This window comes from Vibrio sp. V08_P9A1T1, from assembly GCF_963874405.1.
In the GTDB taxonomy this organism is placed as follows: Bacteria; Pseudomonadota; Gammaproteobacteria; order Enterobacterales; family Vibrionaceae; genus Vibrio; species Vibrio anguillarum.
Window position 1 is genome coordinate 1 of sequence record NZ_CAWNIB010000018.1, and the last position, 11268, is coordinate 11268.

Consider the following 11268-nt stretch of genomic DNA (forward strand, 5'->3'; position numbering starts at 1 on the left):
CTTCCATATTGTCTATTTTGTAACTTATATACACAAAACCATATTAATATGAGCTCATACATTAATATGGCTTTTTTTACTAACAACATCGGATCTTCTTCTAAAAGCAGGCCAAGGATACGCTCCAATTCACAAACCGAACAATAAGAGGTGGGACGAGTATAGCCTTACAACGCAAAATGTTTTGACCCTGAGCATTCCCTGTTAGAATCGGCTGTACTGTTAACCATAGACGCTGTGAACGAATTCATGAAAGAAAGAGTGGTTGTTTCCGTTTCATCCATCCATGGGACGAAGCACTTTCATCTCGGTAAATGGTTCCGACATTTTTTAAAAGGTTTTGGCTATGTGCTGGTTGCCAGCATTCTCGCCACTGGCGGCGTTATCTATTACCTTCTTGATGAAGTTGATTTTGCTAAACTTAAGCAACAAGAGTTAGAGAGCCAGTCGATGTCACTGACCGAAGAAGTCACCTCTTTAAAGGAGCTAAAAAGCAGCTTAGAGAATGACCTGCTCGAACGAGAAGAAAAGATGCAAGTTGTTTCAGACAGGCTCGGCGATCTTGAAAAAGTATTGGGGATGGATGAAAGCGGAGCGGAATTAGAATCACGTTTAGACACCGCTGCTATCACTTCTTCAGTTAGAATGGTGATGCTGACCCAAATACCCAGCGGTGCACCTGTGCATAATGCGAGAATTTCGTCAGGATACGGTGAGCGTATTCATCCTGTCACTGGCAACGTCAAAATTCACCGCGGGCAAGATTTTGCGGTTAACATAGGCACGCCAATTTATGCACCAGCCGATGGCGTTGCCGAAGTCACTCGCGCCAGTGATAAAGGGTCAGGCAATTTTTTACGCTTACAGCACTCTTATGGATTTACCAGCTCCTATTCTCATTTGCAAAAATTTGCCGTGAAAGGGGGCGATTTTGTACAGAAGGGCGACTTAATTGCTTATTCTGGAAACAGTGGGTTATCTTCTGGCCCACATTTGCACTATGAAATTCGATTTGTCGGCCGTTCATTAGATCCAAGACCTTTTGTTGATTGGGGCGTGAATGATTTTGAAACGATATTTAGTAAGGTAAGAGGTATCCGATGGGAATCTTTAGTAAACAAAGTCGAGCTAAGAGTCAGCACTCAGCTACAACTCTCATCGCAAAAGGCTGTTCCATTAGTGGGGAACTCAGGTTAGAAAGCGACATTCAAATTGACGGGTCGGTAGAAGGTCAATTGCACGTTGATAAAACCATCGTCATTAGTGAAACAGGCACGGTTAATGGTGAGCTGTACGCAGGCCATATCATCATTAATGGCGAGTTCCAAGGCACATGTCACGCGACTAAAATTGAAATTTTAAGCAAAGGGAGCGTCACAGGGTCTATTTATAGCGACGACTTGAGCATTGAACAAGGTGGGCGCTTTAATGGAGTAACCTACCCTGCCCCGGAGAAACAAGTAGTTGAATTAAAAGAAGCGAAAATCGCTGCTGAAGGTTAATTCAACTACCGATTTCGTTCGCACTTCCCCATTTGATAGAAAGTCCCATTTGCTACAAAGTGTAAAAAGGCCTGCTGATGTTAGCAGGCCTTTTGTTTATGAATGTCCTTTCCCAGCAGGGAGAGACTTAGAAACCTTCGATATTTTTTGCTTCTAATTCCGCAAAGTATTTTACGGTTTTCACTTTTAGTTCTTGAGTCGATGGTTCATCACATACAATCACTGATTTCGCATGAAGTTGTAGTGCGGAGACTGTCCACAAATGGTTGACGCTTCCTTCCACGGCCGCTTGCAAAGCCAGCGCCTTATTGTGGCCTGTCACCAAAATCATGATCTCTTCTGAATCAAGCAGTGTGCCTACACCAATCGTTAGCGCGTATTTAGGAACTTGGTTGATATCACCATCAAAGAAGCGAGAGTTTGCAATGCGCGTATCTTCTGTCAGTGTCTTAATGCGAGTGCGCGACGAAAGTGAAGAAGCAGGCTCGTTAAACGCGATGTGCCCATCATTACCCACACCGCCCATAAATAGATTAATGCGGCCGTATGATTTAATTTTGTCTTCATAGCGCTTACATTCTGCATCAACATCTGGTGCGTTGCCATTCAGTAAGTTGATATTTTCTTCTTGAATATCAACATGATTGAAGAAATTGTTATACATAAATGAGCGGTATGACTCCGGATGATTTTCAGGAATACCAATGTATTCATCCATATTAAATGTCACGACATGCTTAAAGCTCACCTCGCCTGCTTTATGCATTTCAATCAGTGCATTATAAGTCGTCAATGGTGTACCACCAGTAGGTAAACCCAATACAAAAGGACGGTCTGCCGTTGGGTTGAATGCGTTGATGCGTTTTACGATGTGTGCTGCTGCCCACTTGCCGACTTGTGCAGCCTGTTTTAACGGGATAAGTCTCATGATTGGCCCCTAGTTATTGGAATATTATGGTGTAATAGAACATTAATTCGCATTATAAAATAAGTGTTAAGTAACTGCCATTGTTTTAGGTCAAATTTTCGCTCTTTCTTCAAATCCCAACCAGAAATGCGCTTAAATTTGTAGCAATTTCTACAGGTACGCTTAACTAATACGGCACATGCTATAACCAAATGAGATAAAAATTCATCTATAAAATTAAGTAAAGTTTGAGTCGCTATCACTCCACTATCTGGCGAAGCGTGCATTCATTACCCATACTTGGAGTAACAAGCAAGAAAGGAGCAAATGCCATGAAAAACGAACTTGAACCCGCGAAAATTCTCCATGCTTATGAAACAGTAATGGCGCATGGTACACCAACTGAATTCGGGAAAATCTATGAAGGTATCGAAGCTTTTTCAGACTATGACGGCTATAACATTTACATGCGAGGAAATGGTGTGGAGCTAAAAGTTGGCTTCCACAATACCTACCATCTCGATTATGACCAAGAGCATCTACGCGACAGCTTTTTGAAAAAAGTAGCCATTTTGGCTAAGTAGCGGTGTTGACCCAGCTCATGGATTGGCTAAGCGCGACCAAATGAGCAGAGTAGCGATAATGCAAAGCCCGAGTGAGTCATCAATACTAGGGCTTTGAGCGAAAGCACTTTTCTCATCTTGATTGAGTCACACTCTTTTGCACAGAGATCTCTTATATGAAAGGCGATGCAAGCGAATTTGTCAGCCTTATTGAGACAATAAGGCTGAAGAGATAAATGAGAAAGCTGACCAAATTACGGCTTAAGATCCTGCATTAGAGATACAGATTAATCTTCTTCCGTTAAGCTGACTTCTTCATCATTATAATCGTCACCACTTTCCGGTTTATTGCGACCGTTCAACGTATGGAAACGCTTACGACCGCGAGCAAGTTGAGTGTATTTTAACCAGACACGCTCTAACTTAGATTTCGCTTTACCTGGGTTTTCAATCGCCTTAACAAAATGAGCTTCTTCGGCATTCTCTGGCGTGAGTTCACCAGATTCAAGACCAAGCATGGTACCACCATAAATGGCGAGAAGTTCTTCTTCTGCAAGAGTAAAATCACCAGACTTAGCAAAGCCTCGTGGAAACTTTGTATTGTCGTAAAAACGTTTTTTTCCGTGACGGAATTCAGTCTCAGACATATCAACCTCATGTGAATGGCGCTACTACCATGTAGCGATAGATCACGCGAAAATTAGGCGTAAATCTCCGAAAAGAAAAACAAAAATTTTTTATCGTCATAATTGCACTTCCTTGTTAATCTGACGGGGTAATTTCAGAGGATTTAATATGGATGTAAAAGTTTTTCGCACTTTTCTCGAACTCGCCAAAGTACGTCATTTTGGGCGAGCAGCTGAAAACCTTTATTTGACCCAAGCCGCCGTCAGCGCACGTATCAAGCAATTAGAAAATTATTTTGATGCTCAACTATTTACGCGTGATCGCAACAACATAAAGCTCACATCGGCAGGAGAACGACTCGTTGGCTATGCCGAAGTGATGGTGGCAACCTTGCAACAAGCCAAGTTTGAGCTCTCTTTGGAAAATGGCCGAGCTTTGCAGCTTACATTAGGGGGAACGCCCAACGTTTGGGATGCTCATCTACAAAACTGTTTAAGCGTTGTGACTGATGCTTTTAGCGGTTATGGCTTTATGGCGGAAGTCATGGGGCGCGAGCAGCTCAACCGCAGCCTACTGGAGCGTACCTTAGATATGGCGTTTGCCTTTGACCCAATTAAAGCCGAAGAGCTAAACTGCAAAAAAGTCGCAGATTTAGTACTTGTGTTGGTTTCGACGCGTCCTGACACACTGGAAACCGCCTTTGATAATAAATACGTGTACGTCGATTGGGGAAGCCGTTTCGCCTCCGAGCATGCTGAGCGACATCCGAAGACGCCGACCCCCTATTTGCGCACCTCGACGGCTCGTATCGCACTTGATTTCATTTTAGAAAAAGGGGGAAGCGCTTACCTTCCTACCTCACTTGTTGAACCTTTTATCCACTCTGGCCAATTGTATCGAATTGACAATGTGGAAGATTGGCAGCGTCCCATCTTCCTCAGCTACCGAAAAAACAGCTCATCGATAGAAGCCATTATGCAAGTGGAAAAGTTAGTCAAAAACATCAACCCTAGTAGTGCTTACTCATTACAACAAGCGGGCGAGGTCATTCTCGACTGACCCAACAAATTCATAACGCTGTAGCGGGTATTGAATACAGCGTTATGAATATCCTTTTTCAAGAGAAACCGCAGAAAAAGCCATCCAGTTCCGAAAATGGCTAGTATCGACAGAATTCATGCATACACTTAGCTTATAAAAACTGCATAAGGCTCGTTATACCAAATGGCACCATGGATGGAACTCGATAAAGAACAATGCCAACAAGCTCGCACTAGCCGTGATCCGCGATTTGATGGACGATTTTTCGTTGCCGTCAAAACAACCAACATCTTTTGTCGCCCAATATGTCCGGCAACCCTGCCAAAAGAAAAGAATGTTGAATACTTCGCCAACTCCGCACTAGCTCTACAAGCGGGTTATCGGCCATGCCTGCGTTGCCGCCCAGACAGTGCACCTCATTCTTGGGCATGGAAAGGGGTTGAAACCACCTTCTTGCGTGCAATCAAGCTTATTGAGCAAGGTGAATTACAATCGAGCAATCTGGCTCAATTTGCCGAACGTTTGGGGATCAGTGACCGCTACCTACGACAACTGTTTCAAACTCATTTAGGAGTGTCACCGAAACAATATGCTCAGTACCATCAGTTGATGTTTGCTAAGCAGTTGTTGCATTCCAGTGCTCTGTCCATTACCGATATAGGATTCGCTTGTGGGTTCAACAGTACCCGCCGCTTTAACGATGCGTTTATCAAAACGTTGCAACTGACCCCCAGCCAAGTGCGGCAATCTAAAACTGCATTGATGACAAAAAACCTATTAACACTCTCTTTTCGCGGCCCTTTCGATTGGCAACATATGCTAGATTTCTATCGATTACGTGTAGTAAACGCCATTGAACAGGTCAGTAACAATCATTATCAACGCACCTTCAACATACACAATACGACTGGCTGGTTTCGTGCCAGCTTAACCTCTGAGACCCATTTAGAGGTTGAATTCGAGTTGCAAGACATCACCAAACTGCGTTACTTGGTGGCAAAACTACGCCGCCTATTTGACCTCGAAGCCGACATCAGCCACATCGAGGCCTATTTGGAAGACTGCGCTCCGGGTTTAGTCACTCGTTCAGGAATCCGCATTCCCGGCGTTTGGAATTGTTGGGAGGCGGGAGTCAGAGCTATTTTAGGTCAACAAGTTTCGATAAAAGCAGCCATTGGCCAGCTCAACCGATTAGTCGATGCGGTGAACCCAGCTCAAAATACGAGCAGTTACTTTCCAAGCCCGGAACAAATCGCACAGCTTGATTTGCACTTTTTAAAGATGCCACACAGCCGAAAAGAGACCTTAACACGCTTTGCTCAATTCATGTGCCAACACCCTGAAGCCGATGTGGATGCTTGGCTTTCACTAAAAGGTATTGGGCCGTGGACCGTAAACTACGCTAGGTTAAGAGGTCAGTCCGATTCAGATTGCTTTCTAGACACTGATTTGGTGGTTAAGAAGGCCTTAAGCCATTTTCCTGAGCTGAACGCAGACAAGGTTTCACCTTGGGGAAGTTACGCTACCTTTCACTGCTGGAATTACTAATATGAATAACTTCACCCACTATCACAGCCCCTTAGGAATCATGACATTGCAAGCTTGCGAGCAAGGTTTGCTGGGGGCTTGGTTTGAAACCGAAACCACCATGCCAACAGAGTTAGGGGTAAAATCCGAACACTGCACTATACTCATCAATACTATCAAACAGTTAGATGAGTACTTTTCCGGGAAACGGACTATATTTACTTTACCTTTAGCGGCAAAAGGCACCGAGTTCCAACAATCTGTGTGGCAAGCATTATGCAAGATACCTTATGGCGAAACTTGGAACTACCAACAGATTGCAGAGGCGATCGGTAACCCCAAAGCCGTAAGGGCTGTCGGCTTGGCCAATGGTAGAAATCCAATTTCGATCATCGTTCCTTGCCATAGAGTGATCGGAAAAAGTGGTAAACTCACTGGCTATGCGGGGGGCTTAAACCGTAAAGCGAGCTTATTAGAACTTGAGCGAACAACAACAGAGGTTGCAGCAACATGATAAGATCTACGGCAAAATCAATCAGTATTCTCGTCCTTACAGCCACTTTGCAAGGCTGTTTTCAAGATGACCTTGAACGTTGGTTAAACCGTGAAACTTATGAGTTCAAAGGGACTTATGACAACCAGTTCAATGATGACTTATTAATTTTCGAAGAGGGTATTGTACGTGCTGAATCTAAAACTCAGCACTGGTCTCGCGCTTACAGCGTGGATGGTAATCAACTCACGATCCAGCTACGCAATAACTCGAAAGAAAAACGAGAAGATATCGTGCTTGTGATCCATGGCAAAGGAGAAGTGCTCACATGCAGTGTCTGCGCCATGTATAAATTGAGTAACGTATGGGTAAAAACAGGCAATGTTGAAGCTAAACCGTCTGGAGTAGAAAACGCGAGCCAATAACTCGCGTTAACGCAATGACCACTTCTACTCACTCATGTTTACCCGCGCCTAAGCTCAAAAATTAAGCTTTTATCTATTTTAAAAACCATCGCACACACTCGCTCTGTCATTTACCCAAAATTCAAGTAAGGTAGAGATATCAGACTGTTGAATTAAATGGATCTCGTGAAATAAGGAGATAATGATGGCAGAAAAACTGTCAACCTCGGCACTGGCTAAATTGCGTAATACAGACGCTAAACAACTATTCAGTAACCTCCAAAAAGCAGGGTACATTAACCGCTTCGACAACAAGTGGCTATTAACAGAACTGGGAGCAAAATTTGGCGGCGAATACGCCCAGCACACGCAATATGGCCAATTTATTGTCTGGCCGGAAAACTTGCTCGTCGACACACAAGCCACCAGCGGGAAAACGTTAAGTGCCACTCAGCTTGGCGATCATTTCAGGCTCAACCCCAAAAAAATAAATCAACTATTGAGTGAGTTAGGCTGGATATCTAAAACAGAAAAAGGCTGGCAAGTAACGGAGGCTGGGCTCAGAGCTGGCGCCCAGCAACGTGAAGACAAAGCTTCTGAGCAATTATTTGTTGTTTGGCATGATACGGTGACTCGCCATAAACGTCTGAAACAATCCATCGTCGAATTTTTAGGGCAAGAGGCTCACAGCCAATCGACCGATAAATCATTGTCCAACTTTCGCCAAAAATTTGAGGCAAAACATCGCACCTTAGACGGCCACTATGTTCGCTCAACCGGCGAATTATTGATCGATAATTGGCTCTATTTGGCGGGCGTCGTCCACGCTTATGAGCGTCAGTTGCCGATAGAAGCTGATGTGATGTGCGATTTTTATCTGCCAACAGGGAAAGTCTATTTACAATATTGGGGTTCAGATGATGGCGCAACCGACGAAAAAACGCGCTTACACACACAAGCGATTTACCACGATCACGGCTTTGCTCTGATTAATATTCATCCGCAAGACATTACGCATTTAGATGAGATTCTGCCTAGAAAACTGCGAGAGTTTGGGATTAAAGCGTATTAATCGCGTTGGCAAGATGCCCCCTTCCCCTCGTCACTGAGAGAGCAACACGAGAGAAAAGGAGCAAAAACAAAACCTATATTAACGATAAGAAGAATAGCGAGCTCTCGCCGCCTCTTCTTTCGGGACGATGGTTTTACCAATCGGAGCCAAAGAAATAACCGCGAGTTTCAAATGCTGTAGTGCGAAAGGGATGCCAATGATGGTAATAAAACACGCCACCGCCGATAAAATATGACCAACGGCTAACCAAAAACCAGCGAAAACAAACCAAATCACATTGCCGATTAAGCCAAATGGGCTGGTACCAATATCTTGCTGATTGGTCAATTCATCACGGGAAATCGCCTCTTGTCCAAAAGGAAAAAACGAAAAGTTACCGATAACAAAGCAAGCACGCCCCCATGGAATGCCAATAATGCTGATAAAGGCAAGGAGACCAAAAAACCACCAAGCGAGCCCCATAAACACTCCGCCCAGTAAAAACCAAATAATATTGCCGATTGTTCTCATCACTACTACTCCGTATAAAATAGACCCATAAACTCTTTCAGTATCATTGAATGACCTGAACGGAAGATTAACGCTAGGCTAAACCATGCCATACCGCCGTAACGCCGCTTATCGTACAAAGCAGCAACGCGGCGAAACGGATGTTATCTTTGGGCAGTGATTGCGTGGTCATCATCGCCAACTTATAGCCCAACCAAGCTGAGGGGATAAGCGGAATCGTTATCCATAAATGATGTAACGTCAGAAAACCTGCCGGTATTTGAATAATCAAAGAGATGATCGAGCTAAACACAAAAAATGCCGAAAGATTGCCACGCAACTGATTCGCTTCTTGATGCTGTAAGATCAACGCCATCGGCGGCCCACCAATCGCGGAACTAGTTCCAAAGAAGCCGGAGAAAAAACCCGCAATACCCATTTTTATCGGGGTAGGTTCGATGCGATACGGCAATAAACTAACAGCCACGGCAAATAACACCAATAAACCAAGCCATAACGCCAGTACATCCGTCGAGACTAAAACCAGAAGGATACCGCCCGCAATTGAACCGGGAACGCGACCAATCAGCGCCATTTTTAAACCGCCGAGCTCAATGTTCGAGCGATGCTTTAAGGCGTTCAAGATAGAAATAAACAGCGCCACGATACAAATGGGGGCAGGAACGTAATCGGCGGAGATCAAGAACAGCAAGGGCGCTGCGACGATCGCTAAACCAAAACCAATCGCCGTTTGCACAAATGAACCCAAGAAAATAAGAAACATGGCGATAAGCGCCGTACTACTGAACATTTCCATTAAAATGCCTATAAGCGAAACAAAGAAAAGTAATGCCCATAGAGAGCATTACTTCGTTCACGTTATCAGCAATTTTCGATCAAGAGAATAGCCAAATGGATCTATCGGTCTGGTATCAGTAAGCAACACCAATACGTTGACGAGGGTGAGCGGCACTTTCTAACTCATCGATCATCGCGAGGGCATAATCACTGACTGAGATTTTGCTGTTACCTTCAGCATCAGACAATAGAGCGTCACCGCCCACACGGTAAGCACCTTGTTTCTCACCCGGAAAAATCTCAGCGGCCGGGCTAACAAATGTCCAATTAACCTTGCTTGTACTCGCACGGAAGAGATCCAACGCTTCGCCTTGCGCTAATGCTTCCCCTTTGTACTCTTCAGGGAAACCTTCTACGGTCACCAATTTGATAGCGGGAGCGACTTCCAATGAACCCGCACCACCAACCCACAGTAGGCGATCCACACCCACTTGCGGTAGATCCGACAGCAGTTTTTGCGCTGTAGCTGCAACAATATCGTGGTTGCCAGCCGCACGTCCGCCGATAGAAGCGATCACGACATCAACACCAGCTAACGCAGCGCTAATTTTTGACAAAGGCTGTTGTAAATCAAATTGTTGAACGCTAACACCTTCAGCATCGACTTTACTTGAATCACGCACTAACGCTACCACTTCGTGGCCCCGTGCTTTTGCTTCATTGACAATGTGACTACCAATCCAACCTGATGCGCCTAATACTGCAATTTTCATAATTTATTTCCTCATTCGGTTTCTGTTTCTCGACAACAATTGTAGTCTAGTAGTTAAACGAAGGAGGAAAAACACTCAAAAATGATGTAGATTGTATCAATATTCGTATCTAATAAAGGCCTACCATGGACAGACTAACCGCCATGCGCAGTTTTATCGAAGTGGCAAATACTGCCAGTTTTACCAAAGCCGCAGACAACTTGAGCTTAAGTCGATTACAAGTGTCACGTCATGTCCAAGAAGTTGAGGATTGGTTAAAGCAGAGGTTACTGCACCGCACGACACGCAAAGTCAGCCTAACCACCGCCGGTGAAGAGGCTTTAATCCGTTGCGAACAAATTTTGCACCAAACTGCCGAACTTGAAACACGGGCGTTGGAACAGTCACAACTCTTAAACGGTACCATTCGCATTGCCGCGCCGATAGGCCTTGCTCAAAACATGTTATTGGCCGTTGTTGAAGACTTCACGCAACGACACCCCAATGTGTTAATTGACATTGTCGCTTCAGATCGCCTTTCACAACTGGTCGATGAACGCGTGGATATTGCCCTGCGTTTTACCCAACAGCCGGATGATACGCTCATCGCTCGCCGTTTAATGAGCGTCGGCACCGTCATATGCGCTTCCCCTAGCTATCTCAACCAACACCCTCCTATCAATACACCCAATGACTTAACCCAGCACAACTGCTTTGTGCACATGAGTAATAACAAGTGGGATGTGGTTAAAGACAATGAACAGCTCTCTGTCACCGTGAATGGCAACATCCGCGCTAATGATATGGAAATTTTATGCCGTGCTGCCCTACATCACAAAGGCATCGTACGGCTACCATGCGATCTTGCAAATGTCTTTATCGCCTCAGGAACACTAGTACGCGTTTTGCCAGAGTTTCACAGCCCAAGCAGCGCACTATGGGCTGTGTATCTTTCTCGTAGCTATCAAACCCCATTGGTTCGCCAATTCATTGATTTCATCGCTCAAAGCTGGAAAAACGATCTCATCGCTTAGCGTTAAGTCATTCTAGCTAATAATTTAATCAATATTATTAGCTAGATTAAACATAGTGT

The 11268-nt window shown here is 44.5% G+C and carries 14 protein-coding genes; 9 read left to right on the forward strand and 5 right to left on the reverse strand.

The features are described from left to right. Positions 1 to 249: 249 nt before the first annotated feature. Both AACT21_RS01000 and AACT21_RS01005 read left to right on the forward strand, forming a co-directional pair. Positions 250 to 1197, forward strand: coding sequence for a M23 family metallopeptidase (locus tag AACT21_RS01000; RefSeq protein WP_094128595.1), 948 nt, complete (start codon positions 250 to 252; stop codon positions 1195 to 1197). Between the two features lie 8 nt (positions 1198 to 1205). Next, the gene (locus AACT21_RS01005) at positions 1206 to 1502 is read left to right on the forward strand and encodes a bactofilin family protein (protein WP_305951630.1); all 297 of its coding nucleotides are present in this window, start codon (positions 1206 to 1208) and stop codon (positions 1500 to 1502) included. Positions 1503 to 1629: 127 nt separating this feature from the next. Here AACT21_RS01005 and nagB read toward each other — a convergent pair whose 3' ends face one another. Next, a complete protein-coding gene (gene nagB, locus AACT21_RS01010; RefSeq protein ID WP_013868251.1) occupies positions 1630 to 2430 on the reverse strand; it encodes a glucosamine-6-phosphate deaminase in 801 nt (266 codons plus the stop codon). 311 nt (positions 2431 to 2741) lie between these two features. On the opposite strand from nagB, the gene AACT21_RS01015 reads away from it, so the two are divergent. After that, positions 2742 to 2993 carry a DUF3081 domain-containing protein gene (locus tag AACT21_RS01015; protein WP_017044957.1) on the forward strand — a complete coding sequence of 84 codons (252 nt, stop codon included), beginning with the start codon at positions 2742 to 2744 and terminating at the stop codon, positions 2991 to 2993. Positions 2994 to 3259: 266 nt separating this feature from the next. Here the strand turns inward: AACT21_RS01015 and AACT21_RS01020 are convergent, their stop codons facing one another. Then, the gene (locus AACT21_RS01020; RefSeq protein WP_013868249.1) at positions 3260 to 3619 is read right to left on the reverse strand and encodes a DUF413 domain-containing protein; all 360 of its coding nucleotides are present in this window, start codon (positions 3617 to 3619) and stop codon (positions 3260 to 3262) included. Positions 3620 to 3767: 148 nt separating this feature from the next. On the opposite strand from AACT21_RS01020, the gene AACT21_RS01025 reads away from it, so the two are divergent. From AACT21_RS01025 to AACT21_RS01045, 5 genes are all read left to right on the forward strand, one after another. After that, on the forward strand, positions 3768 to 4658 hold the full coding sequence (locus AACT21_RS01025) for a LysR family transcriptional regulator (protein ID WP_013868248.1): 891 nt from the start codon (positions 3768 to 3770) through the stop codon (positions 4656 to 4658). A 177-nt stretch (positions 4659 to 4835) separates the two neighbouring features. Then, entirely contained in the window at positions 4836 to 6188 is a 1353-nt protein-coding gene (locus tag AACT21_RS01030; protein ID WP_094163588.1) for a DNA-3-methyladenine glycosylase 2 family protein, read from the forward strand. A 1-nt stretch (position 6189) separates the two neighbouring features. Then, a complete protein-coding gene (locus tag AACT21_RS01035; RefSeq protein WP_094163590.1) occupies positions 6190 to 6681 on the forward strand; it encodes a methylated-DNA--[protein]-cysteine S-methyltransferase in 492 nt (163 codons plus the stop codon). Further along, entirely contained in the window at positions 6678 to 7085 is a 408-nt protein-coding gene (locus tag AACT21_RS01040; RefSeq protein WP_047687629.1) for a hypothetical protein, read from the forward strand. The genes AACT21_RS01035 and AACT21_RS01040 overlap by 4 nt, the downstream gene beginning before the upstream one ends. A 184-nt stretch (positions 7086 to 7269) precedes the next feature. Continuing rightward, positions 7270 to 8136, forward strand: a complete 867-nt coding sequence (locus AACT21_RS01045) for a glycerol kinase (RefSeq protein WP_176430172.1) — start codon at positions 7270 to 7272, stop codon at positions 8134 to 8136. A gap of 78 nt (positions 8137 to 8214) precedes the next feature. Here AACT21_RS01045 and AACT21_RS01050 read toward each other — a convergent pair whose 3' ends face one another. The 3 genes from AACT21_RS01050 to AACT21_RS01060 all read right to left on the reverse strand — a co-directional run bounded on the left by AACT21_RS01050 (position 8215) and on the right by AACT21_RS01060 (position 10196). Then, positions 8215 to 8646: a YccF domain-containing protein gene (locus AACT21_RS01050; protein ID WP_026027764.1), complete on the reverse strand. Its 432-nt coding sequence runs from the start codon at positions 8644 to 8646 to the stop codon at positions 8215 to 8217. A 73-nt stretch (positions 8647 to 8719) separates the two neighbouring features. Beyond that, complete coding sequence (locus AACT21_RS01055) at positions 8720 to 9442, reverse strand: sulfite exporter TauE/SafE family protein (RefSeq protein WP_013868241.1); 723 nt, start codon at positions 9440 to 9442, stop codon at positions 8720 to 8722. Between the two features lie 115 nt (positions 9443 to 9557). Beyond that, positions 9558 to 10196 (reverse strand): NAD(P)-dependent oxidoreductase, encoded by a 639-nt coding sequence (locus AACT21_RS01060; protein ID WP_094163593.1) that lies wholly within the window; start codon positions 10194 to 10196, stop codon positions 9558 to 9560. Positions 10197 to 10321: 125 nt separating this feature from the next. Between AACT21_RS01060 and AACT21_RS01065 the strand changes: the two genes are divergently transcribed. Then, entirely contained in the window at positions 10322 to 11209 is an 888-nt protein-coding gene (locus AACT21_RS01065) for a LysR family transcriptional regulator (protein ID WP_013868239.1), read from the forward strand. Positions 11210 to 11268: the final 59 nt, after the last annotated feature.

Excerpts from the sequence above, each read along its gene's own strand:
- AACT21_RS01030 (WP_094163588.1), top strand. The coding sequence starts at position 4,836 with ATGGAACTCGATAAAGAACAATGCCAACAAGCTCGCACTAGCCGTGAT.
- AACT21_RS01060 (WP_094163593.1), bottom strand. The coding sequence starts at position 10,196 with ATGAAAATTGCAGTATTAGGCGCATCAGGTTGGATTGGTAGTCACATT.
- AACT21_RS01050 (WP_026027764.1), bottom strand. The coding sequence starts at position 8,646 with ATGAGAACAATCGGCAATATTATTTGGTTTTTACTGGGCGGAGTGTTT.
- AACT21_RS01045 (WP_176430172.1), top strand. The coding sequence starts at position 7,270 with ATGGCAGAAAAACTGTCAACCTCGGCACTGGCTAAATTGCGTAATACA.
- AACT21_RS01035 (WP_094163590.1), top strand. The coding sequence starts at position 6,190 with ATGAATAACTTCACCCACTATCACAGCCCCTTAGGAATCATGACATTG.
- AACT21_RS01000 (WP_094128595.1), top strand. The coding sequence starts at position 250 with ATGAAAGAAAGAGTGGTTGTTTCCGTTTCATCCATCCATGGGACGAAG.
- AACT21_RS01025 (WP_013868248.1), top strand. The coding sequence starts at position 3,768 with ATGGATGTAAAAGTTTTTCGCACTTTTCTCGAACTCGCCAAAGTACGT.
- AACT21_RS01055 (WP_013868241.1), bottom strand. The coding sequence starts at position 9,442 with ATGGAAATGTTCAGTAGTACGGCGCTTATCGCCATGTTTCTTATTTTC.
- AACT21_RS01015 (WP_017044957.1), top strand. The coding sequence starts at position 2,742 with ATGAAAAACGAACTTGAACCCGCGAAAATTCTCCATGCTTATGAAACA.
- nagB (WP_013868251.1), bottom strand. The coding sequence starts at position 2,430 with ATGAGACTTATCCCGTTAAAACAGGCTGCACAAGTCGGCAAGTGGGCA.
- AACT21_RS01065 (WP_013868239.1), top strand. The coding sequence starts at position 10,322 with ATGGACAGACTAACCGCCATGCGCAGTTTTATCGAAGTGGCAAATACT.
- AACT21_RS01020 (WP_013868249.1), bottom strand. The coding sequence starts at position 3,619 with ATGTCTGAGACTGAATTCCGTCACGGAAAAAAACGTTTTTACGACAAT.
- AACT21_RS01040 (WP_047687629.1), top strand. The coding sequence starts at position 6,678 with ATGATAAGATCTACGGCAAAATCAATCAGTATTCTCGTCCTTACAGCC.